This window comes from Mucilaginibacter metallidurans, from assembly GCF_003286435.2.
GTDB classification, from domain to species: Bacteria; Bacteroidota; Bacteroidia; order Sphingobacteriales; family Sphingobacteriaceae; genus Mucilaginibacter; species Mucilaginibacter gossypii.
This window is the reverse complement of sequence record NZ_CP043449.1, coordinates 2795332-2817962: the sequence shown is the minus strand read 5'-3', so window position 1 is coordinate 2817962 and position 22631 is coordinate 2795332. Positions and strand designations below refer to the sequence as shown.

Genomic DNA, 22631 nt, shown 5'->3' with positions numbered 1-22631 from the left:
TTATGGATAAGTGGGAACCCATATCTCTGAAAGAACTTTTTGACAAAATTCATAATACAGAAACTGATTTAAATGGGGAGTTATGGAATTTTTGGCAGTTAATTAAAGTTTATCCGACAAAGTGGATTGAAAATGAATTTGGTAACGAAGGGGGCGGATTTTGGGTTGTTGCAATTTGTGGAACAAAAGTTATTTGGTACAATGATATCGAAGAAGGGTTCAATACCTCTAATTATGAGGTCTTTGGGAAAATTGACGGATATTATTGTAATCAAGATGAACTTAGTTGGGCAGTTATCAGATTGTTTGATTTGGTGAAATTTGGTGGAGATATTATTGGGCAGGCTGGTCCACCTCAATCGTTAGTATAAAAGAACTCCTTCATTAAAATGAGGGCCTTTTATTTTAATGTTTAATTATTTATAATTATGACGCTTCAACCTACAAACGCTATTTACACCATTTTAAATACCGTGAATCCGTTTCGAATATTGAGATGAGCGGTTGGCTATGACAATCAAACTAAGAGTATTTACTTATTCTGGCGCGGATATGAAAGGCTGGGTTGAGATATTGGTTACTCGTGACTTTCTGAATATCAAATTGAATGTTCACGAGCACGCCGGGCTTTTTCCAACGCTGCATACTCGCGCCAGTTGAGAGAAGATTTAAATTGGGCTATTTAAACTTGGAAAAATATAAAGCAAAAAAACTAATTCGCCCCGATAAAAAAAGCCTCTCATTTTTAATGAAAGGCTTTCGGGTAAATGATTGGGCACTAACCCCAAAATCAATAATATTATAATGCTTCTGAAACTACTTCAGTAACCTCTGGTACCATGCGTTTAAGCAGGTTTTCGATACCGGCTTTAAGGGTTACGGTTGATGACGGACAACCGCTGCATGAACCGCGAAGTTCAACAGTTACAACACCCTCGTTAAATGAGCGGTAAGAAATAGCACCGCCGTCCTGCTCTACAGCCGGGCGAACGTAATCATGCAGGATCTGTTGAATTTTAACTTCAGTTTCAGAGCCTTCAAAGTTTCCGGCTTCGGCTTCTTCCTCTAACTGGATCTTTAATTCTGATTCGATTGCGCCTTTAACAAACTCTTTCATTATCGGTTCAATATCTGCCCATTCGCTGCCCTCAGTTTTGGTAATAGTCACAAAATTGCTGGCAAAGAAAACACCATTTACAAACGAAAACTTATACAGTTCTTTTGCAAAAGGTGAATGTTCGGCACTTTCCTTAGTTGGGAAGTCAACACTGCCGTTAATAAGCAGTTTGTTAACTATGAATTTCATAGTTGCCGGGTTAGGCGTTAATTCGGTATATACGTTGATGTTCATCGTTTCGTGTTTTTATTCAATCTAATTAACAAATTTAACTACCTTTTTTATTAAAAGCTACCCTAAACTTTGTTATGACATTTCTTTGATGTGTCTTCCGATGTGCAAATGAGTAGATTTCAAATGTGCAGATTTCAGATGTGCAAATTGATGTATAATTAAAACATCAAAAAATCATAATAAAATTTGCACATCTGCACAATTGAAATTTGCACATCTAACTCAGATCCCAGTATAATTCAACGGCGTTATCTTTTTAATCTCATCCTTAATGGCGTCACTTACATTTAACGTATCAACAAACTCGGCTATTGTGTTAGCATTGATCTGCTGATTGGTACGGGTAAGGTCTTTCAGGGCTTCGTAAGGATTAGGGTAAGCTTCGCGTCTTAATATGGTTTGGATAGCTTCTGCAACAACAGGCCAGTTAGCTTCCAGATCGGCATTGATAGCATCAGTGTTTAGCAATAGTTTGTTTAATCCCCTAACGGTTGATTTAATGGCGATCAATGTATGCGCAAATGGCACACCGATATTCCTCAATACGGTAGAGTCGGTAAGGTCGCGTTGTAGTCTTGATATTGGCAATTTGGCTGCAAGGTGCTCAAATAAAGCATTAGCGATTCCCAGGTTGCCTTCCGAATTTTCAAAGTCGATAGGGTTAACCTTATGCGGCATGGCAGACGAACCAACTTCGCCGGCTTTGATCTTTTGCTTGAAGTAGTTCATGGAGATGTAAGTCCACATATCACGGTCAAGGTCAATCAGGATGTTGTTTACGCGCTTCAAAGCATCGCATTGAGCAGCAAAGTTGTCGTAGTGCTCTATCTGGGTGGTAAACTGAGAGCGTTTTAACCCTAAGATATTGTTAACGAAATTATTGCCGAAAGTTTTCCAGTCGATAGCCGGATAAGCAATATTATGGGCATTAAAGTTACCGGTTGCACCACCAAATTTGGCCGAATTTGGGATAGGCTTTAACAACTCAAGCTGGCTTTCTAAACGCTCAACAAATACCAGAATCTCTTTGCCTAAACGGGTCGGCGAAGCAGGCTGGCCATGCGTATGTGCTAATAGCGGAACGTTTTCCCATTCTGCAGCAAATGCTTTCAGGATACTAACCAGATCATTAATAGCAGGGTAGTAGCTGTTATTTAGCGCCAGTTTAAATGTATACGGGATGGCTGTGTTATTGATATCCTGCGAGGTAAGGCCAAAGTGAATGAACTCTTTGTATGGCTCTAACCCTAATTTATCAAACTCCTTTTTAATGAAATATTCAACCGCTTTAACATCATGATTTGTCGTTTTTTCAATCACTTTAATGCTTTCAGCGTCATCTTCCGAAAAATTCCTGTAAATATCGCGTAACTTTTCTGACAGATTTTTATCAAATGATTGTAACTGAGGTAGTGGATATTCGGCAAGTGCTATGAAATATTCTATCTCAACAAATACACGGTACTTGATAAGGGCATATTCTGAAAAGTATCCGGCAAGTTCGGCGGTGGTGTTTCTATAACGGCCATCAATAGGCGAGATCGCTGAAAGTGGAGTAAGCGTCATATTAAAAGAGTGGTATAATTTTTTGCAAAGGTAATCATTTTTGATGTGCCATTGGCAGAGTAAAAACTTTGCAAATAAGCCACTACAACAAACAATAACTAACTGATGTTAAAAAAAGCAAACAAGTATTTGTAATGAAAAAGTAAAAATGAATGGAAACTTTTTATTCAAAAAATGTTTCCTTAGTTTTGACCCGGAAAGTCAATGAGTCAAACAGAAAGAATTATAAAAGGTGCTGAAGACCTGTTTTTAACGGCGGGGATTAAGAGTATCACGATGGATGATATAGCCAGGCACCTTGGCATGTCAAAAAAAACGATCTATCAATTTTTCAAGGACAAAAACGAATTAGTTGTTGCCCTTACAAAAAAGAAACTGAAGGAAGATGAGGATCAAATGAATGAGATCATCAGTAAATCAGCTAATGTGATTGAGGAGATGATCAACATGACCAAATGCTCGGAAGAGATATTTTCAAGGACCAACCCGATTGTTATTCATGATTTGCAAAAATATCATGCTGAAGCCTGGGACGACTTTCAAAGATTCAAGGCCGGGGTACTGATCCAAAAAATGGAAGAACTTTTAACTAAAGGTATGGGTCAGGGTTACATTCGTAAGGATATTGACGTAAAGATAATGGCACGGATGCGGGTTAACCAGGTGGAGTTGGGTTTTAACACTTCAATATTCCCGGTAACTGAATTTAGCCCCTGGAAAGTACAAGTTCAGTTTTTAGATCATTTTAACTATGGCATTTGTACGCTTGAGGGCTACAAGCTGCTTAACGAATATAAAAATATTAATAATGAATAACCGGCTGCTGACACAAGGTTGTCAATAGCTAAAAGAAATTTGTATCAGTTTAAGTAAATCACTCAACCACAATATATATAATGAAATATCTATTTTTTACGGCAACTGTATTTTGTGCCGTAGCCTTTAAAAGCTACGCGCAGGAGGCAACGCCAAATGGACAAACCTTTAACTTTACGGTTCAGGATTGTGTCAATTATGCTTACGAGCACCAAAGCGCAGTTGTGAACTCGGGTCTCGATATTAAAAGTGCGGAGTATAAGGTTAAAGAAACAACCGGCATTGGTTTGCCACAAATCAGCGGCTCAGCCTCATTCCAGGATTATCTTAAAATACCAACCACGTTATTACCAGGTGAGTTTTTTGGAGCCCCTGGTACCTTTGTGCCGGTTAAATTTGGTGTAAAGTACCAATCAAACCTTGGTGTTAGTTTAAACCAGATCCTTTTTAACGGGAGTTATCTTGTTGGTTTAAAGGCTTCAAGAACATATCGTGAGCTTTCACAGCGTAATTATACCCGCTCAAAAATTGAAGCCAACGTTGCTGTCACCAAAGCATATTATCAGGTTTTGGTTAGCGACGAACAAATTAAACTATACGATGCTAATATAACCCAGTTAAAACAGCAGGTTGACCAAACCGTAGCACAAAATAAGCAAGGCTTTGTTGAAAAAATTGATGTAGACCGCATTACTGTGCAATACAATAATTTAATAACTAACCGCGAAAACGTTGTACGTTCACTGGCTTTGAACTATCAAATGCTGAAGTTTCAGATGGGAATGCCTATTGATGAAAATCTTGTGTTGAAAGATAAGCTAAGCGATGTTAGTCTTGATAATAATGTTGCAGAAATGTCGGTAGATACAGGCTTTTACCATAATCGTATAGAGTACTCCTTGCAGGAGACTCAGAAAAAGCTAAATGAGCTGGATCTGCAAAACAAAAAAACAACTTATTTGCCGACACTAAGTGCGAATGGTAGCTATGCGGCATCATATCAGAATAATAATTTTAGTAAGCTTTATAGCCAGGTTTTTCCTTCAAGTTATATCGGTTTAACGCTCAACGTTCCTATTTTCAGTGGCGGGCAAAGACTAAACCAGGTAAGACAGGCAAAAATTGAGGTGCAAAAATCAACAAACGACCTCGTAAACCTTAAAAATACGATAAACCTTGATGCAAAGGTGGCAACTGTGTCATACATTAATGGCTTACAATCGCTTAATAATCAAAAACGTAACCAGGAGCTTGCACAGGAAGTACTGCGTGTATCAAAAGTAAAATATCAGCAGGGGGTAGGCTCAAGCATTGAGGTTACACAGGCCCAAACCAGCCTTGAAGATGCTGACAATAAATATATCCAGGGCCTTTATGATGCCCTGGTTAGTAAAGTTGACCTTGACAAAGCTTACGGACGAATTAAATAACAACACTAAACTCACTATATAACAATGAAAATGAAAAAATTCATATACATACCTTTCCTGGTTTTACTGGCTGCATGCTCAAGTAAGCCCAAAGATAAAAAGGCCGAACTGGCCGATCTGCAAAAGCAACAATCGGATATCAATTTAAAAATAGCGAAACTGCAGGCTGAAATGGGTACTACCGATTCGGCTAAAACAACTGATGTAAGTGTTACAGAAGTGAAAAACGGCAGTTTTACTAACTATGTACAGATCCAGGGTAAAATAGATGCGCAGGATAACGTTACTGCCTATCCGCAGGCATCTGCCGTTATTACTGCTATTTACGTAAAACCAGGCCAGCATGTAACTAAAGGCCAGGTGTTAGCACAACTGGATAATAGTGTTATGCAACAAAATATAGCACAAGCCGAAGCACAGGTTAGCTTAAGCCAACAGTTGTTTGATCGTCAAAAAAACCTTTGGGATCAGAAAATTGGCACTGAAGTACAATATCTGCAAGCTCAAACCGCATTGCAAAGTAATCAGAAAGCTTTGGCTTCCTTAAAAAGGCAATCGGGTTTATACCGCATCATATCGCCAATTTCTGGTACCGTAGATCAAATGGACCTGAAACTGGGACAGGGTGCCACGCCGGGGCAAACAGGAATCCGTATTGTGAATGCCGATGTTTTAAAAGTTAAGGCCGATGTCCCCGAATCATATGCAAGTAGCGTAAATACCGGTAACGATGTTAAAATATTAATTCCGGATGCTAAGGACTCGTTGGTTACTAAAGTTACTTTTGCGGCCAAAGCCATCGACCCAACATCGCGTAGTTTCGGTGTGGAGGTCAAATTACCTCAGCGCAGCACACTTCGCCCTAATATGACTGCAATTTTAAAAATTGCTGATTATTCAAAAACAAATACTATAGCAGTGCCTGTTAAAGCTATACAGAAATCAGAAAACGGCGACCATGTGTTTGTTAATCAGAATGGTATAGCAAAACAGGTAAACGTAAAATCTGGAGTTACCTACGGTGGTCAAACAGAGATATTATCAGGCTTAAAAGCCGGCGACCAGCTGGTTGTTGAAGGTGCAACTGAAATAGAAGATGGCGATAAGATCAAAGTTGTTCAGTCGGCCAATTAGTTATTAATCAATTGATCTGTTCATTATGAAAGATGTAAAAAAAGAATTTGGCCCTTCAAGTTGGGCCATTGATAACAAAACAGCCATTTATGTGCTCATGTTCCTGATTACGGCACTTGGCCTTATCAGTTATAACCGCCTGCCTAAGGAAAACTTCCCGGATATTGCGCAGTCGAAGGTGTTTATAACGACGCAATTTAATGGCCAATCTCCTCAGAACATAGAGAACCTGGTTACGCGCCAAATTGAAAAGCAACTGAAGTCTTTAAAAGGATTAAAGAAAGTAACATCTAACTCGGTACAAAACGTTTCTATCATCACTGCTGAATTTCAGGCCAATATTGATATTAAAGATGCGAAAATCGATGTAAAAGACGCTATTGATAAAGCAAAAAAGGATCTTCCACAAAATGATAACAATTATACAGATCCTGCTGTTTCGGATATAAACGTTGCCGATCTTCCTATCTTGTACATCAATATTTCGGGTAACTATGATCTGAAAAAGCTGAAAGAATATGCCGATATATTGAAGGACGAAATAGAAAGTTATAAGGAAATATCAAGGGTTGACGAAGTTGGTGCATTAACTCCCGAAATACAGGTTAATGTTGATATGAATAAGATGGCTGCTGCACAACTTAGTCTGACAGATATTACTACGGCTGTTGGCAACGAAAATATTTTGCTGTCTGCGGGAACTGTTAAAACCGATGGAGTGCGCAGAACTATTGATATCAAGAAAGACTTCAAAAACGCAGAAGAAGTAGCGGCTATGGTGATCAGAAATCCCAAAGGCCAATCGGTTTATTTAAGGGATATTGCCGATGTTAAAGATTCATTCCTGGAGCAGGAAAGCTACGCAAGGTTAAAGACTAATGATAACGCTAATTTCAAAAATGTAATTACGCTTAACGTTAGTAAGCGCGCGGGAGAGAACCTGATAGAGGCGTCGGATAAGATCAATGCTTTGATTAAGTTAAAACAAAAAACCGTTTTCCCGAAAGGTCTCGATATTGTTGTTACAGGTGATCAATCGGATAAAACGCGTACAACACTTAACGACTTGATTAACACCATCGTTATTGGTTTCTTGCTTGTTACCGTCATCCTGATGTTTTTCATGGGTACAACCAATGCCATTTTCGTAGCATTGTCGGTACCATTGTCGTGTTTTATTGCCTTCCTGGTAATGCCCGCAATTGGCTTTACGCTTAATATGATTGTGTTGTTCTCGTTCCTGCTGGCGCTGGGTATTGTAGTGGATGATGCCATTGTGGTAATTGAAAATACGCACCGTATTTTTGCAAACGGTAAGGTACCGATAAAGGAGGCAGCTAAAATGGCTGCGGGTGAAGTATTCCTCCCTGTATTTTCAGGTACCATGACCACCTTAGCACCGTTTATTCCACTGGCTTTCTGGAACAGTTTGATAGGACATTTTATGTTCTTCCTGCCAATCACGTTGATTATCACTTTGCTGGCATCTCTGGTGGTTGCATATATAATTAACCCGGTATTCGCGGTTGACTTCATGAAGCCTCATCATGACGGTGAACATGATAACCCGAAGTTTGACAGACCGACAAAACGCGCCATGATATTTTTGGCCATTGCTACAGTTATCGGTTATTTGATAAACGTGGGTTTTGGTAACCTGATGGTGTTGATCATGGTATTATACCTGATTAATCATTTCTTCCTATTACGAATAATTGATAGATTTCAGAAAAATGCCTGGCCGAGATTTCAAAACTGGTACGCCAAATGGCTTGAACGTGCTGTACGCAGGCCGATTACCGTTTTAGTTGGAACCATTGGCTTATTCATTTTTGCGATTGTCCTGATGGCGGTACGCGGGAAGACACCGGAGTTTTTCCCGTCGGGCGATCCTAACTTTGCTTATGTATATATCACGCTTCCTATCGGTACCGATCAGGCTTACACTAATGAAATAACCAAAAGTGTAGAAAAAAAGGTTGCCGAGATTGTTGAGCCGGATAAGGATATCGTGTCCTCTGTAATCTCAAACGTTACTAAAGGTGTTACCGATCCTACGGATGAAGATCAGGGTGATTACGAAAATAAGGGTAAAGTGACTGTTGCATTTGTTGAATTTGGTAAGCGTAACGGTAAGGATACCAAAAAAGTATTAGCTAATATTCGTGCGGCAGTACAAGGGATCCCGGGTGCTAAAATATCCGTTACGCAAGAAAACAGCGGCCCGCCAGTTCAAAAGGATATTAGTATAGAGATTGTTGGTGATAACCTTGATACATTGGTTGCTACCGGAAATAGGTTAAAAAGCTACCTAAGCAAGCAAAACATAGCTGGCATAGAAAACCTTATAGCCGATGTACAAAGTGATAAACCTGAGATAGTGTTTGACATTGATCGTGAACGGGCAAATCGCGAAGGACTATCGACTTATCAGATAACGCAAAACCTGATTACCTCTGTATTTGGCTGGAAGGCGGGCGATTTCCGTAACACAAAAGAGGATGATTACAAAATCATGGTTCGGACGTTACAAAATCAGCGGGGTAATATTGATGAAATCAAAAACCTGAAAATAACCTATCGTGATATGGCTATGAATGGAGCAATACGTCAGGTGCCTATTTCAGCTTTTGCAGATGTGCGTTATACCACAACTTACAGTAATATCAAGCGCAAGCAACAACGCAGGGTGTTAACGCTGGGTTCAAATGTTATTAAGCCTAACAATCCTAATGAAGTTAATGCCAATATTTTAAAGGCGATAAACAACTTTAAGAAACCGGATAATGTTATTATAAGGCAGGGTGGTGGCCAGGAAGACCAAATGGAAGCCATGACTTTCCTGCTTTCTGCTCTTGGTGTGTCGTTCGGGCTTATTCTCATTATTTTAATGATCCAGTTTAACTCAATTGGTAAAACGCTTATTATTATTAGCGAGATCCTCTTTAGTATAATCGGTGTGTTATTGGGCGTTACCATATTTGGCATGACTATGTCTATAGTAATGACGGGGATTGGTATCATTGCACTTGCCGGTGTGGTTGTTCGTAACGGGATCTTGTTGGTTGAGTTTACCGATATGTTGTTGGAGCAGGGCGTTAGTATCCACGATGCAGTAGTTGAAGCCGGCCATACCCGTATGACGCCTGTATTGTTAACCGCAACAGCTGCTATTTTAGGTTTAATACCGCTGGCAGTTGGTTTCAATATCGATTTCGTTGGCTTGTTTACCCATTTTGAACCGCATATCCACTTTGGTGGTGATAACGTGGCTTTCTGGGGGCCGCTGGCCTGGACAATGATCTTCGGCTTAGGTTTCGCCACCATTATTACATTGATCCTTGTACCATGTTTATACCTGATCCGTTATAACCTGAAAGCAAGGTTGTTCGGCAAAAAATCGGTTGAAGCTAAACATGTTGAAGTATTAGAAACAGAAGCTGTTTAAAATAAAGAGCCATTAATAACACAAACAGCTGCAGTCGAAAGATTCGGCTGTTTTGTTTTTTGACAGTTTTTAAATAAAACATAATAATGTATTTATGGTTCTCTATGCAAACGTTTATCACAGCCATGAAACTTAAAATAACAAAACCGCTTTGGCCGGTAATAGGCCTTGGTACGTTAGCCGGTATGCGTACCTTATCTGCCCCTGTTGTAACTACGCATGTATTAAGTCATCATCCATCAAAGCAACTGGAAACGTCACCGTTAAGGTTCATGCAATCAACAACAGTGGCTGCTGTTTTAAAGATCGTATCCGTTACTGAACTCATTGCGGATAAATTACCCTCCACTCCAAACCGTATAGAGCCTGCAGGGGTAGCGGCAAGGTGTTTATCCGGCGCCCTGGCCGGCGCCAGTATTTATAAAGCGGTGGGGGGCAAAGCATTAACCGGAGCCTTGATAGGAGGGGTGGCGGCAATATCTGCAACCTATGCCAGTTACTTTTTACGCAAAAATACGGTTAAGGTAAATCATATCGCCGACCCGGTAATTGGCACAATTGAAGATGCTTTGGTAATAGGATCGGGCTTTGGCTTAAGTAAGCTGACCTATGCCCCGGTTGCAGGCTGAACATATTTTTCAAGTTCGCCCAGGTTGCTGATCTCATTACGCGACCGGGGCAGGCTGTCAGGATAATTCTTTTGAATAAAGGTTACCAGGTTTTCACGGATATAGCAGCGGAGGTCAAACGCATCTGATGAGGTTCGGGAGCTCATTAACACCCTGATCTCTATGGTATGTTCTTTAACATCAGTTACCTGTACTACTTTAACCCGTTTATCCCACAAGCTTGATTTAACTATCAGGCGTTCAAATTCTTCACGTATAGCATCAATAGGGGCGGTATGGTCCATGTATAAAAATACGGTGCCCAAAATGTCGGCAGATGTCCTTGTCCAGTTCTGAAAGGGTTTTTGAATAAAGTAATTGATGGGGAGTATCAGCCTACGTTCGTCCCAGATTTTTAAAACCACATAAGTAAGCGTGATCTCCTCCACGCGTCCCCATTCGCCCTCTACAACCAAAACATCATCAATACGAATAGGCTGAGTAAAAGCTATCTGGAAGCCGGCCAGTAAATTACCTAATGAGCTTTGCGCCGCAAAGCCAACTATGATACCACCTATACCAACACCGGTAAGTAAACCGGTACCTATTTTACGCATGCTTTCAAAACTGAGCAATATAATGGCAATCGTCAAAAAGATAATAGTCACCACAATGATCTTACGGATAAACTGGATCTGTGTACGTACCTTACGCTCCTTCAGGTTATCCACTTTATTAAGGTCGTAAGTATGATAGATGTAATCTTCCAGGATTCGTACCGAACGTACAAGCAGACCTGCGAAAGATATGGTAAGTAAAATCTCAAAAGTTTTGTCAAGAGGTTTGTAATAAACCGGATTCATTCGCATTAATGGCGAAAGGATATTGAATAGAAACAGTGGGATGAAATAAGCCACAGCCGGCCCAAGGTTAACCAGTATGGATCTTAAGATTGAGTAAGATGTGTCTGCTTTTTTTGCATAAAATTTAAAGAGACGGGTTATTATGAATTTTATAATCAGGCCAACAAGTACGGCTACCAGCGCGATGATCAGGTTCCAGGCAAATGACGGTATGCGCTGTGAAAATGTAAGCAGGTCGGGGGGTAAGCTGTTTTCAATATTCATAGCAAGGCAAGTGTTTTCTACAGTAAAATAGTTGGAATGTAAAATTGTTTTAGCAAATGGCGCCGTACCGGGTGTTGTTACACATGTTTAATGAATTTTTGATAGTTTTGTTAAAAAAGTCAGGAAATCGATTGTCTTAACTTTTTGTTTACCTGTTTAAATAAAACTTAACGAGCACATGGCAGCAGTGAATGACCAGCAGGATATTAAAAGAGAAAAAATTTTAGAGGCCTCGCACCAGCGCTTTTTACATTACGGTTATTCAAAAACTACCATGAACGAAATAGCCGGCGACCTCTCTATGTCAAAGGCCCTGCTTTATTATTATTTCCCGGATAAAAGCCAGTTGTACATTGCTGTAATGCGTAAGCTTGCTACTGATTATCTTAAAACACTTGAAAACAGGCTAAATACATTTACCAATTTAAAAGAAGCTTTCACCTTCCAGGTAAATACCCATCACGAGTTTATAGTAAACAATTATAACTTTTTTGATTTTTTCAGGCTTAACGAACAAAACCTCCCCGAAACCATTTGGCAAATAGTTAGCGAAGTTCACAGTGCCGAGCTAAACTTGTTAAGCAATGCTATTAAATCGGAAGTTGAAAAAGGAGCCATTAAGCCTGTAGAAAATCCTGACGAAGTTGTTGATGTATTGATGGACGCTTTGCACGGCATCAGGGTGGGGGCGATATCTCAAAAGAAAACCAACTTTCCGCGTAAAGAACACCTTGAAGAAATTCACCATAAAAAACTCCTCCTGCTTGATATTTTTATCAAAGGATTGATGTACTAAAGTCATCTTAAGGTATAAATACTCCATACTGTCAGTTAGCCGTCAAATGAATTGGCTGTTAAATATTATGGCTATTATTTATAGGTACATTTGTACTTACAAATAATTTAATAGCCAGGTAATTACCTCCCTGTTTAATTATTTATAAAATACTTCTTTTTTAAGAGGTGATTGTTTTAGAGTGATTTAGCCTGCATAGCTTTTTGCCGTGCGGGCTTTTTTATGGGTTGATATTTGTACGGATAGCAATATTGCCGGTCAATATTTTATGTACTGGGCATGCATTTGCTATTTTCAATAACCGGTCTCTTTGTTCGTCATTTACTTCACCTTTAAAGCTAATTTTAGTTTCAATGCGTGTACCACTTAAAGTCTTAAACATTTCAACATCGGCTTTAATTTCCTCTATAGGCCACATTTTACGGTTAATGTACATGCGCAGGGTGATTACAGTGCAGCTTGCGAGGCTCGCCAGTAACAAACTAAATGGGTTCATGCCTGTATTGCTGCCTTCGGCCTCAAGGGGTTCATCGGTTATAAGGCCATGCCCACCGCTGTTAACTACTGTTTGATATTGAGTGAGTCCTATAAGTGCAGTAGCTGTTTCTATCAACTCAATTCCGGTTTCTTCCATAAGGCGTTTAAATAGAGTATTGTTATTAATAAATTAAGCTTAGTCCTTAGTCCTAAGGCATGAGTTCTAAGTATAGAAAAGCAAAAAAACAGATTGGCGACTTCCGACTCAATACTATCGACTTAACTTTCTTTATTCGGATGTTTCGTTAATATCAACCAGGTTCCAGTTTTTTTTCAGAAATTTGGGGCCGCCATTATATTTCAGGATCACTTCAAAATTGGTACGGTTTGTTTCACCCTGGCTATCTGTTGAAAGAACATACGATTTGATAATAAAAACAGAGTCGGCCTTTTTGCCAAATTGATATCTGTCGTCAGGAAAAGAGGTATTTCCCGAACGTATGGTTGGGATTACAAATTCCTTCGCAATTTTATAAGCGTCATCGGCATTAGGCATTTTGCTAAATGAAAGCACCTCTGTAACACCGCCGGATATGGCAAACTTTACCATAATAAAAATAAATACTATACCAGCGATGATAATGGCATATACGCCTTTCATAGCGCGCTTTTTTTTAAGCTGCTTTTCTTTAAGATAAGTTTGAGTCATTAGTTTATAAAGGGTGCGATAAAAGTAGCAATTATGGCTGATGACCAAAGAATAAATAAGCAATAAAAATCGCCGCAATAACGCCGGCCAAATCGGCTATAAGCCCGGCAGGGATAGCATAACGTGACTTTTTAATGCCCACCGAACCAAAATATAAGGCAACGATATAAAAAGTGGTATCTGCCGAGCCATTAAAGATCCCTGCCAACCTACCTGCAAATTTATCGACACCAAAATTTTGCATTACCGTTATCATCATGCCTTTTGAGCCCGAACCGCTTAGTGGCTTTAAGTAAGCTACAGGCATAGCATCTACAAAGCGTGTATCTAAGTTAAACTGAACGCAGACCCAGCGCAAACCTTCATTCATATAATCCAACGCGCCGCAATTCCTGAACACGCTGATCCCAACCAGCATAGCTACCAGATAGGGGATTATTTTGACAGATGTTTCAAAACCTCCTTTGGCACCCTCTACAAAAACTTCAAACACGTTTACTTTCTTTATAAGGCCGCCCATGATAAATATTACCGGTATGGTAAACAACATCACATTGCTTATAACTGATGATACCGTACTGATCTGCTCTTTGGTTAGCTGCGTGGTAAAGTACCATACCACCAATGTAATGAAAGCGGTAACGCTGCCAAGCCAGCCAATAACTACCCTGTCAAAAAGATTGATTTTTTGCTTAATGGCCACTGCTATTAAGCCAACTACCGTGGCTACATAGGTAGCAATGATACAAGGTAAAAATACTTCAGCCGGATCTTTTGAATTAAGGATGGCCCTTTGTGCGATGATGGTAACGGGTAATAACTGCAAGCCGGATGTATGCAGCACCAGGAACATGATCTGGGCATTTGAAGCTGTTTCTTTATCTGGATTCAGCTCTTGCAGGCTGCCCATCGCTTTTAAGCCAAGCGGTGTAGCTGCGTTATCAAGGCCCATTAAATTGGCCGAAAAATTCATCATCATTTGGCCAGTGGCGGGGTGGTCTTTCGGCACATCTGGAAACAAGCGGCTGAAGAATGGCCTTACTATCCTTGATAGAAGGTTAATTGCCCCTGCTTTTTCGCCGATGTTCAGAATACCGAGCCAGAATGCCATAGAGCCAATTAGCGGCAAAGCAATATCCATTACTGATGACTTAGATGAATTAAACAATCCTTCAACCAATAATTTGAAAGCTTCTGTATCGCCAAAAAAAACTAATTTTATGAGTGAAACAACAAATGCAATTACAAAAAAAGCTATCCAGATATAGTTAAGCGCCATAGTAATGTTTAAGGCTTTGAAGTTAGTGCTTTTGCTGTTTAATATGAAATACTGATACTTTTATACTACCTATAAACCAATAAATGAACGATACTATCCATAAACTCAACGGAATTATAGATAATGTAAGGCAACTGAAAGGCCGCGATATTGACTGGGCCTGTAAGGCATCGTCCGCTAAGTGGTCAAAAAAAGAAGTGGTTGGCCATTTGATTGACAGTGCTCAAATTAACCTGCAGCGTTTTGTGCGTTGCACCTATGAAGAAAACTTCAGGCTTACCTACCAACAGGTAGAATGGGTTGCTGCCGCACGTTACCAGGATGCTGACATTAACGAATTGATTGAACTTTGGGCCTTGCTGAACCTGCAGATTGTACGGGTTTTAGAGAATTACCCTGCCGACAGATGGAGTGCCCGCTGTGACAGCAGCAAACAGGAGCCAAACCTGCAAACTGTAGAATGGCTTGCTGCCGACTATGTTGATCACATGCTGCATCACCTGAAAGATATATTGTAATGGCTGGCTATTCAGCTACGCCCCTGGCAAAAAAACTCGGCATAAAAGCAGGCAGGAAGCTGTTGCTTGTTAATGCACCTGATCATTACCTTGATCTGTTTAGCGACATGCCTTCTGATGTTTATTTTACAGATGATATTTCATTTGAAATTGATGTGATCCATTTCTTTAGCAAAAGTGCGGATGAATACCGGGTTAAGCTGCCTGAACTGATAAAGCAAATTAAACAGGACGGCATGATTTGGGTATCCTGGCCCAAAAAGGCTTCAAAAGTAGTTACTGATATTACAGAAGATTTGATCAGGAACTTTGCTTTGCAAATGGGGTTGGTTGATATCAAGGTTTGCGCGGTTGATGAAGTGTGGTCGGGTTTAAAGCTGGTGATCCCCGTTAAAAACAGGAAATATGTGGTATAGGTCATTTTTGGTTAAAACCAGTTAAACAAACAGCACTGCGTTTTAGCATAAGCGCTTAATTGTATAACTTAGCACAATAATACCTGATAATATGGCTCAGATTGATTTAAAACGTGTACATGGCGATTTTGGCTTTGAAGCTGTTGACGCTAACGGTCACACCGTAAAAATGGACAGCAGTCCGGAAAGTGGCGGCCAGGATTTTGGTATCCGCCCAATGCAAATGCTTTTAATGGGCCTGGCTGGTTGCTCGGCAATTGACGTGATCAGTATCCTGAAAAAACAGCGCCAGGAAATAACCGATTATAAAATGGTGGTTAACGGCGAACGTGAAGCAGGTAAGGAACCTTCACTGTGGGAAGATGTGGATATTGAATTTCATATTTACGGCAATGTTGATGAAGATAAGGCTGTGCGTGCTGCCGAACTTTCTATTAACAAATACTGCTCAGTTGCTGCAACACTTGCAAAAGCCGGTGCTGAAATTAACTGGAAAGTAATTGTTCACCCTGCTGAATAATATATTTATTACACATTAAAAATATAAAATGGCGGAACAGGAAGTACCTATTAAAACAGTTCACCTGTTCCGCCTGTTGGACCAAAAGCTAATAGAACTGCTTAAATCCTTATCAGCCGACGACTGGAACAGGCCTACATTAGCAAAGCTTTGGACTGTAAAGGATATTGCCGCTCATTTGCTTGATGGTAACATACGCGTCATTTCTTCGTCTCATCAATTTGCAGGCGATCCTCCTTCAAATCCCATTAATAACTATAGTGATTTAGTTGATTTTTTGAATGTATTAAACGCCACCTGGGTAAACGCTATGAAGCGTGTAAGCCCGCAGTTGCTTATCGACCTTTTAGAAACTACAGGCAAACAATACGGTAAAGTGATGGCTGCCGCTGATTTGTTTGCACCTGCACCATTTTCAGTAGCCTGGGCAGGTGAAGATGAATCCGTTAACTGGTTTCATATAGCCCGCGAATACACCGAAAAGTTTCATCACCAGCAACAGATCCGCGAAGCGGTTGGTAAACAAGGCATCCTAACTGCTGAATTGTTTTATCCCTGTATCGATACTTTTATGTGCGGGCTTCCGCATACATATCGTACGGTTAAAGCAAACACCAGTACGCTAATTCAAATCACTGTAACTGGCGAAGCTAGCGGTAACTGGTACCTGCTTAAAATGGCTGAGGGCTGGACACTCATCAAAAATGCCGGATCTGTGCCGGATGCTATAGTAACTTTATCGCCTGATATTGCCTGGAAGGTTTTCACCAAAGGCATCAATCCGCAAGCCGCATTGGAGGCTTCCAAAGTTAGCGGTAATATTAACCTGGGCGAAAACTTGTTTAATATGGTTGCTGTGATGGCTTAACAACCATTTTGTTTAATTACTCTTTAACTGTACAAAACTGTATTCTTTTTACTCATTAACCAATTTGTACAAAAAGTTAAGAATTTGGTTGTGATTGCCTGTTTAAAGCAACCTTAGTGGTGATATAAAAACCTAAGCATTTGACTTAGTGAGTCAGCATTTTATATCAAATTTCATATGCTTTTTTTATTTGATTAGCCTGCCTTTTGGCCATGGGCTCTCTGGTTTAATAAATATTGATGGCATCAATGTTGGATTAACCAGTGTACGTTTTACTTGAATGTTAAACGTATAATTAAACATATAGATATGAAAACAAATTTAAAAAAAGCCTCATTACTTCTTACAGGAGTTATGATTGGTAGCAAATTATTCGCTCAGTCAACAGATACCTCAGCTACAGCAAAAGATTACGTGAGGCCATTTTCGGGTGGCAGTGAATTACGTACCTGGTCAATAGGTGTACATGGCGGTTTATTAACCCCCTTTACCATATTCGGACGCAACAATAGGCAGGATTTTACCAATCCAACCGAACAGTTTGGCTACGGCGGATACATTAAAAAACAAATATTGCCATCCTTGGGCTTACAGGCCGACTTCCTTCGCGGTAAATTAACTTCATCAAACAGTCAGCCTAACGCAGCAGGTACCTCTCCCTATGATTCATACTCTACTAAATTAAACTGGTCGGCAGCTTTAAGTGCTAATATTACGCTGGCTAACATCAATTGGCGCCATGAAAAGCCGTTTATTCAGCCTTATTTAACCGCAGGTGTTGGTAATTTGAACTACACACCAAGGATTACCCCGGTTGGCGGGCAACAGGAAAACTTTAAGAAAACCGATAATGGCCATATCAACGAATTGTTTATCCCCATTGGCTTAGGTTTGAAATTTGACCTCGCCCCGGGCATAAACCTTGATTTAGGTTACCAGGTTAACTTTGTACAGGCCGATAACCTTGACGGATATAAGTATGGGGCGAGTGATGACAGGTTTTCATACGCGCATATTGGCTTAGAATTTGCCCTTGGCAATAAGAAAAAACACCAGATGGCAACCCATAATCCTGTATCGTCAATGCGTACAGAATACCAATGGGAAAACCAGCGTACCCGCGCCGAACTACAGCAACAGATTGATGCTGAAAAAGCAAAAAACGCGCAACTGGCCAGCGATCTTGCAACAACCAATGCCAACCTCGCCAAATTAACTACCGACAGCGATGGTGACGGTGTTGTGGACGTAAACGATAAATGCCCTAACACACCAGCCGGCCAAAAAGTTGATGGCTCAGGTTGTCCTTTGGCTAAACCGGTAGTTTATGTTACTGAAGAAGATAAAAAAGTAGTTAAAGACGCCATTAAAAACCTTGAGTTTGATTTGGGTAAAGCTACAATTCGTGCGCATTCATATCCCAGTTTGGATAGGGTAGCACAGTTATTAGTTGATAAAAACTTTAGCCTAAAACTTGCTGGCCATACTGACAACACAGGTTCGGCTGATTTAAACATGCGTTTATCAAAAGATCGTGCTGAATCGGTTAAATCATACCTCGCAAGCAAAGGTGCAAATCCATCGCGTATTGAAGCAACCGGCTATGGTCAAACACAGCCAATAGCTACAAACAAAACAGCTGCAGGCCGTCAGGCTAACCGCAGGGTTGAATTTACCTTGTATTAACAAAGGTTGTTAAACCTTATATAGGTAAAAAGCTGCTCAATTGAGTGGCTTTTTTACTTTCATATTTAGCAATCAAATGTGATTGTTTGAATAGGTAGGATTTTAATTAGTTCGCCAATACCATCATCCTGTCTAATTTCCTGTAGCAGGAGCGGATAATGGTGGTGCTACCAGGAAATCGTCAACAGTGATCAAGTATTTAGCATGAGCGGTCATTTTTGTTACAAATTGATCTGTATTTATTTATCCGTGACATTTATAAGCAACGTTATTTAATATCAGTGTAAATTAAAACAAAGTCATTTTAAAGATTACTCAACATAACCGTTTATTGCAGCGGGTGGTGAATAATATCCGCTTTTTAGTTAAGGTTAAAGTTTATATGCTGTCGGTAACTCTTGAGCGTATCAATTGACTTTTTTATGACTTTTTTAATTACAAATTAAGAAACAGCTCTTGTTATCACTTGTTCAAATCATACATCTCATTATAATATAAATTGGCTATGAAAGCAATCCTGGTAGTTCACAATCTCAAAAAAGAAAGCAATTATGCACTTACTTACGCCGGTAATTTAGGTGATAAATTAAAAACCAAAGTAATTGTTATGAACACGGTACCCGAGCCGATGAGTGTTCAGCAATCAGATACTACCACACAGGATATATTTGATGATGAGGATTTTAGTTTTAAAGATCAAAATAAAGGCATCGAAAAGATAGTTTTCCTTAACTATCTGGATACTTTGGGGATGTCGTTCCACGCAATTATAGCTAAATATGATATAGGTTTAATTATCAAAGGGGTTGGCGGAACTGCAAAAGAAATTAATGAACAGCTTGTGCCTGTTTTAAATCATTCATGCTGCCCCTTACTGGCCGTTCCGGAAGGTGCCTCATTCAATATTACGAATATGGGATACCTTGCCGATCTTCGTTATGCCAAAAAGGATATCGTAAGCCTTTTAAGTAAAATGAGTGAAGCAATGGATGTAAAGGCATCACTTTTTAATATAACTGAATCGGGATTACCGCATATGTATAATGATTATGCTGATGCTGTGTTCAGGCAATTGTTCTCCGGTTCAAGGCTGAACCTGGTGAATATCAAGGAGCGGGATATCATGAAAACCGTTGATGTACTGGCCAATATAATGCGAGTTGATTTTTTTGTATTGAGCAACCGCAGCTCACAATTAAATGGGTTATGGGATTGGGAGAATATGGAGAATGAAGAACATGCCCATCTACCGGCGCTTATCTTTCCATGCTGAAAATAGCGTAAATATAAAGGGAAGATACCGTCATCGATCTTCCCTTATATATTCAATTTGGCCGTTTATAAAACGTAAACACCATTTGCTTTTAGAATTTTACTGAAAAACAACAAATGCCCCGGCAAGGCGTTTTGCCAAAACTCCCAGGTATGGCCTCCTGGTTGTTCGGAATAATCATGTGGAGTATGGTTATAAACTAATCTGCGGTGTAATTCACGGTTGGGCTCAAGCAAAAAGTCATCAACTCCTATATTAATAACCAATGGCAGCCCGTTTTTACGGATCTGATCAGCCATGTTCACAACCGAATATTGCAGGTAAGTATCCGGCGTCATAGGCCCCCAAATTTTATCAAGCATTTTGGTAAGCATCTCAAACCTATCGGGGGGGAGCTTCCAGGTGGTCATGTTTGGGTCAAGGGCTCCGCTCATACTCCCTGCTGCTGCAAAAAGTTCCGGATGCCTGGTTGAAAGATACAACGCGCCAAATCCTCCCATAGATAAGCCGGTGATAAGCCTGCCTTTTTTATCGTTAACCGTGCGGTATTTGCTATCGATAAAAGGAATCACTTCCTTAATAATATAAGTTTCAAACTTGCTGTTAGGATCAATCGGGCTATCAACATAATAACTAAAGATTTCACCTTCGGGCATTACAATAATGATGTTGTATTGATCAGCAAGGTCTTTTACCAATGATTTATCCGGCGTTTTTAGCAGCCAGTCGTCAAAATGGCCATACCCCCCATGCAGCAGGTACAATACCGGAAAATTGGCTTTGCTTTTTTCATATGCTTTAGGAAATGCAATAGCCGCTTTATAAGTTTTGTTCATTGCCACGCTTGGGATTTGTACTGTGTCGACTTTGGCTGCAAAAACCCATATGCTGCTAAACAGCAGGGCAAATATTAAAGCTACTCTTCTCATTTACTTATGGTTTTGGTGCTGCGACTACTATTTTTAATAATTCATCATCCGGGTGATTTTTAACTGTGCATTGGTTATCCAGTATCATAGTTGCACCATTTTCGGCAGTGTATGCAGGCCATTTAGGTAATGACGATGTATTGGGGTTGCCGGTTTTGGCAAAATTTATCCATGCGCTGCTTATTTTATCGGCAAGGGCATATGCTTCCTTACCGCCGCCGGTCATTTCCTGGCAGCGTGCGATGTTGTTAAACTGGAAAGCTATATCCATACAGTGCATGGCTTTATACATACCTCCATTTACGGGCGATTGCCAGGTAAACAGGTACATATACACCGGGGCCGCGCCACTAACAGCCTTTTCATTTGCCTGTTTAATGGCTAATGAGCGGAAGTTAAATTCAATGTCGGTAAATTCTGATGGTTTTGAAATTGTTGGATACGCTTTTTGCGCCGCGGCGATGTAAGCATCTGTTTTATCGCCATATTTTTTTTGAAGACTGGCTTTTAATTCATCCATAGTTTGGCTTTTAGGGCCGGGGATAAATGGAGCGAATTCGTTTTTGGTTGTACCTACCAGCAGCGGAACATTTTTCGACAGTTCTTTAGCTGCCGGATCTGATGGTTGGTAAGGAAGAAAATCGCCGTCTAAAGCGGGGCCCCAGCCGTTCATGGTTTTGCCCTCTTTTTTCAACTCGGCCGAAACCTTGCGCATGGCTTTTTTACCCGCTTCGTTCAGTACATCATAAGGCAGTTTTTGAAGAGAATCAACCTGTGAAGGCTGCAGGTGAAGTTCTTCCAATAATGCAGCGGCAACTTTTTGGGTAACTGGTTTTTCGTTAAAATTGGTGATATAGCTGCCGCTCTCAACAATGGCATTTTTAAATAAACCTTTTACTGATGGCGCGTTCATCAAACAGGTAACCTTACCGCCACCACCCGACTGCCCAAAGATGGTCACATTATCAGGATCGCCGCCAAACTGGGTTATATTTTGTTTTACCCATTCCAGGGCCAATTTCAAATCGAGCAGGCCCGCGTTTGCAGAGCCCCTATATTTATCACCATAGGCTGAAAGATCAAGAAAGCCCAAAATGTTTAACCGGTGATTTACCGATACCAGTACCACATCTCCCTTTTTAGCCAGGTTTTCCCCGTCATATGATGGAAGTTCAATTGATGAACCGGCAGTAAAGCCGCCACCATGCAGCCAAACCATTACCGGGCGTTTTTTGCCATCGTTCAGTTTCTGTGTCCATACATTGAGCGACTGGCAGTGTTCATTTGAATAACCCAGATCATGCTGAAAGGCAAATTCAAATTCGTCGTTAACAGTTGTAGTTGGATCGGTAGGACAAACCGGACCGTAAGTTTTTGAACTGCGTACATCTGTCCATGGCGCAGGTTTTTCGGGCGCCATAAAGCGGTCGGCTTTGGCGTAGGGGATACCTTTAAAGGTAAAAATGCCATTGTGAAGATAGCCTTTTACTTTTCCGCTTTCGGTTGATGTTACAGCCACATCGTTCCCGGCAACAACTGGTTCGTTGCTGCTTTGGCAAAACGCCGTTACAGGTAAAAAGCAAATGAGTAAAAGCAGCATGAGGGTACTGTTTTTTTTCATAATTGTATTTGGTTAAATTGGTTTAAAGCAATAGATCTCTGCACGCTTGAGAGATCGGA

The 22631-nt window shown here is 40.3% G+C and carries 21 protein-coding genes; 13 read left to right on the top strand and 8 right to left on the bottom strand.

All coding sequences use genetic code 11. From position 1 onward, the window contains the following. The first annotated feature begins 2 nt into the window (after positions 1-2). A complete protein-coding gene (locus DIU38_RS12045) occupies positions 3-371 on the top strand; it encodes a hypothetical protein (RefSeq protein WP_112654939.1) in 369 nt (122 codons plus the stop codon). Positions 372-799: 428 nt separating this feature from the next. Here DIU38_RS12045 and DIU38_RS12040 read toward each other — a convergent pair whose 3' ends face one another. Beyond that, on the bottom strand, positions 800-1351 hold the full coding sequence (locus DIU38_RS12040) for a NifU family protein (protein WP_112654938.1): 552 nt from the start codon (positions 1349-1351) through the stop codon (positions 800-802). 222 nt (positions 1352-1573) lie between these two features. Then, complete coding sequence (purB, locus tag DIU38_RS12035) at positions 1574-2917, bottom strand: adenylosuccinate lyase (protein ID WP_112654937.1); 1344 nt, start codon at positions 2915-2917, stop codon at positions 1574-1576. 204 nt (positions 2918-3121) lie between these two features. Here purB and DIU38_RS12030 point away from each other — a divergent pair, with 204 nt between their 5' ends. The 5 genes from DIU38_RS12030 to DIU38_RS12010 all read left to right on the top strand — a co-directional run bounded on the left by DIU38_RS12030 (position 3122) and on the right by DIU38_RS12010 (position 10374). After that, positions 3122-3733 (top strand): TetR/AcrR family transcriptional regulator, encoded by a 612-nt coding sequence (locus DIU38_RS12030; protein ID WP_112654936.1) that lies wholly within the window; start codon positions 3122-3124, stop codon positions 3731-3733. An 80-nt stretch (positions 3734-3813) separates the two neighbouring features. Next, positions 3814-5163, top strand: a complete 1350-nt coding sequence (locus tag DIU38_RS12025; protein WP_112654935.1) for a TolC family protein — start codon at positions 3814-3816, stop codon at positions 5161-5163. 30 nt (positions 5164-5193) lie between these two features. Next, the gene (locus DIU38_RS12020; RefSeq protein ID WP_112655355.1) at positions 5194-6297 is read left to right on the top strand and encodes an efflux RND transporter periplasmic adaptor subunit; all 1104 of its coding nucleotides are present in this window, start codon (positions 5194-5196) and stop codon (positions 6295-6297) included. Positions 6298-6322: 25 nt separating this feature from the next. After that, positions 6323-9745, top strand: coding sequence for an efflux RND transporter permease subunit (locus DIU38_RS12015; RefSeq protein WP_112654934.1), 3423 nt, complete (start codon positions 6323-6325; stop codon positions 9743-9745). A gap of 125 nt (positions 9746-9870) precedes the next feature. Further along, on the top strand, positions 9871-10374 hold the full coding sequence (locus DIU38_RS12010) for a DUF4126 family protein (protein WP_167516149.1): 504 nt from the start codon (positions 9871-9873) through the stop codon (positions 10372-10374). On the opposite strand, the gene DIU38_RS12005 is transcribed toward DIU38_RS12010, so the two are convergent. Next, on the bottom strand, positions 10353-11480 hold the full coding sequence (locus DIU38_RS12005; RefSeq protein WP_112654932.1) for a mechanosensitive ion channel family protein: 1128 nt from the start codon (positions 11478-11480) through the stop codon (positions 10353-10355). The two genes, DIU38_RS12010 and DIU38_RS12005, sit on opposite strands and share 22 nt — an antisense overlap. A gap of 178 nt (positions 11481-11658) precedes the next feature. On the opposite strand from DIU38_RS12005, the gene DIU38_RS12000 reads away from it, so the two are divergent. Further along, positions 11659-12276 (top strand): TetR/AcrR family transcriptional regulator, encoded by a 618-nt coding sequence (locus DIU38_RS12000; protein WP_091163733.1) that lies wholly within the window; start codon positions 11659-11661, stop codon positions 12274-12276. Between the two features lie 220 nt (positions 12277-12496). On the opposite strand, the gene DIU38_RS11995 is transcribed toward DIU38_RS12000, so the two are convergent. The 3 genes from DIU38_RS11995 to DIU38_RS11985 all read right to left on the bottom strand — a co-directional run bounded on the left by DIU38_RS11995 (position 12497) and on the right by DIU38_RS11985 (position 14741). Next, positions 12497-12910 carry an OsmC family protein gene (locus DIU38_RS11995; RefSeq protein WP_112654931.1) on the bottom strand — a complete coding sequence of 138 codons (414 nt, stop codon included), beginning with the start codon at positions 12908-12910 and terminating at the stop codon, positions 12497-12499. A 132-nt stretch (positions 12911-13042) separates the two neighbouring features. Then, positions 13043-13462 carry a hypothetical protein gene (locus tag DIU38_RS11990; RefSeq protein ID WP_112654930.1) on the bottom strand — a complete coding sequence of 140 codons (420 nt, stop codon included), beginning with the start codon at positions 13460-13462 and terminating at the stop codon, positions 13043-13045. A gap of 31 nt (positions 13463-13493) precedes the next feature. Further along, entirely contained in the window at positions 13494-14741 is a 1248-nt protein-coding gene (locus DIU38_RS11985) for a nucleoside recognition domain-containing protein (RefSeq protein ID WP_112654929.1), read from the bottom strand. A gap of 83 nt (positions 14742-14824) precedes the next feature. Between DIU38_RS11985 and DIU38_RS11980 the strand changes: the two genes are divergently transcribed. From DIU38_RS11980 to DIU38_RS11955, 6 genes are all read left to right on the top strand, one after another. Continuing rightward, positions 14825-15259 carry a DinB family protein gene (locus DIU38_RS11980; protein ID WP_112654928.1) on the top strand — a complete coding sequence of 145 codons (435 nt, stop codon included), beginning with the start codon at positions 14825-14827 and terminating at the stop codon, positions 15257-15259. Further along, positions 15259-15675, top strand: a complete 417-nt coding sequence (locus tag DIU38_RS11975) for a DUF3052 family protein (RefSeq protein WP_112654927.1) — start codon at positions 15259-15261, stop codon at positions 15673-15675. The genes DIU38_RS11980 and DIU38_RS11975 overlap by 1 nt, the downstream gene beginning before the upstream one ends. A 91-nt stretch (positions 15676-15766) precedes the next feature. Beyond that, positions 15767-16195 carry an OsmC family protein gene (locus tag DIU38_RS11970; protein ID WP_112654926.1) on the top strand — a complete coding sequence of 143 codons (429 nt, stop codon included), beginning with the start codon at positions 15767-15769 and terminating at the stop codon, positions 16193-16195. 28 nt (positions 16196-16223) lie between these two features. Then, positions 16224-17063: a maleylpyruvate isomerase N-terminal domain-containing protein gene (locus DIU38_RS11965; protein ID WP_112654925.1), complete on the top strand. Its 840-nt coding sequence runs from the start codon at positions 16224-16226 to the stop codon at positions 17061-17063. A gap of 309 nt (positions 17064-17372) precedes the next feature. Beyond that, positions 17373-18749: an OmpA family protein gene (locus DIU38_RS11960; protein WP_112654924.1), complete on the top strand. Its 1377-nt coding sequence runs from the start codon at positions 17373-17375 to the stop codon at positions 18747-18749. Between the two features lie 505 nt (positions 18750-19254). Continuing rightward, positions 19255-20022 (top strand): hypothetical protein, encoded by a 768-nt coding sequence (locus tag DIU38_RS11955; RefSeq protein WP_112654923.1) that lies wholly within the window; start codon positions 19255-19257, stop codon positions 20020-20022. Positions 20023-20087: 65 nt separating this feature from the next. Here DIU38_RS11955 and DIU38_RS11950 read toward each other — a convergent pair whose 3' ends face one another. Both DIU38_RS11950 and DIU38_RS11945 read right to left on the bottom strand, forming a co-directional pair. Continuing rightward, positions 20088-20951, bottom strand: coding sequence for an alpha/beta hydrolase (locus tag DIU38_RS11950; RefSeq protein WP_112654922.1), 864 nt, complete (start codon positions 20949-20951; stop codon positions 20088-20090). 4 nt (positions 20952-20955) lie between these two features. Then, positions 20956-22572, bottom strand: a complete 1617-nt coding sequence (locus DIU38_RS11945) for a carboxylesterase/lipase family protein (protein WP_112654921.1) — start codon at positions 22570-22572, stop codon at positions 20956-20958. Between the last annotated feature and the right edge of the window lie 59 nt (positions 22573-22631).

Coding starts and splice junctions, on each gene's coding strand:
- DIU38_RS12045 (WP_112654939.1), top strand. CDS start 3: ATGGATAAGTGGGAACCCATATCTCTGAAAGAACTTTTTGACAAAATT.
- DIU38_RS12040 (WP_112654938.1), bottom strand. CDS start 1,351: ATGAACATCAACGTATATACCGAATTAACGCCTAACCCGGCAACTATG.
- purB (WP_112654937.1), bottom strand. CDS start 2,917: ATGACGCTTACTCCACTTTCAGCGATCTCGCCTATTGATGGCCGTTAT.
- DIU38_RS12030 (WP_112654936.1), top strand. CDS start 3,122: ATGAGTCAAACAGAAAGAATTATAAAAGGTGCTGAAGACCTGTTTTTA.
- DIU38_RS12025 (WP_112654935.1), top strand. CDS start 3,814: ATGAAATATCTATTTTTTACGGCAACTGTATTTTGTGCCGTAGCCTTT.
- DIU38_RS12020 (WP_112655355.1), top strand. CDS start 5,194: ATGAAAAAATTCATATACATACCTTTCCTGGTTTTACTGGCTGCATGC.
- DIU38_RS12015 (WP_112654934.1), top strand. CDS start 6,323: ATGAAAGATGTAAAAAAAGAATTTGGCCCTTCAAGTTGGGCCATTGAT.
- DIU38_RS12010 (WP_167516149.1), top strand. CDS start 9,871: ATGAAACTTAAAATAACAAAACCGCTTTGGCCGGTAATAGGCCTTGGT.
- DIU38_RS12005 (WP_112654932.1), bottom strand. CDS start 11,480: ATGAATATTGAAAACAGCTTACCCCCCGACCTGCTTACATTTTCACAG.
- DIU38_RS12000 (WP_091163733.1), top strand. CDS start 11,659: ATGGCAGCAGTGAATGACCAGCAGGATATTAAAAGAGAAAAAATTTTA.
- DIU38_RS11995 (WP_112654931.1), bottom strand. CDS start 12,910: ATGGAAGAAACCGGAATTGAGTTGATAGAAACAGCTACTGCACTTATA.
- DIU38_RS11990 (WP_112654930.1), bottom strand. CDS start 13,462: ATGACTCAAACTTATCTTAAAGAAAAGCAGCTTAAAAAAAAGCGCGCT.
- DIU38_RS11985 (WP_112654929.1), bottom strand. CDS start 14,741: ATGGCGCTTAACTATATCTGGATAGCTTTTTTTGTAATTGCATTTGTT.
- DIU38_RS11980 (WP_112654928.1), top strand. CDS start 14,825: ATGAACGATACTATCCATAAACTCAACGGAATTATAGATAATGTAAGG.
- DIU38_RS11975 (WP_112654927.1), top strand. CDS start 15,259: ATGGCTGGCTATTCAGCTACGCCCCTGGCAAAAAAACTCGGCATAAAA.
- DIU38_RS11970 (WP_112654926.1), top strand. CDS start 15,767: ATGGCTCAGATTGATTTAAAACGTGTACATGGCGATTTTGGCTTTGAA.
- DIU38_RS11965 (WP_112654925.1), top strand. CDS start 16,224: ATGGCGGAACAGGAAGTACCTATTAAAACAGTTCACCTGTTCCGCCTG.
- DIU38_RS11960 (WP_112654924.1), top strand. CDS start 17,373: ATGAAAACAAATTTAAAAAAAGCCTCATTACTTCTTACAGGAGTTATG.
- DIU38_RS11955 (WP_112654923.1), top strand. CDS start 19,255: ATGAAAGCAATCCTGGTAGTTCACAATCTCAAAAAAGAAAGCAATTAT.
- DIU38_RS11950 (WP_112654922.1), bottom strand. CDS start 20,951: ATGAGAAGAGTAGCTTTAATATTTGCCCTGCTGTTTAGCAGCATATGG.
- DIU38_RS11945 (WP_112654921.1), bottom strand. CDS start 22,572: ATGAAAAAAAACAGTACCCTCATGCTGCTTTTACTCATTTGCTTTTTA.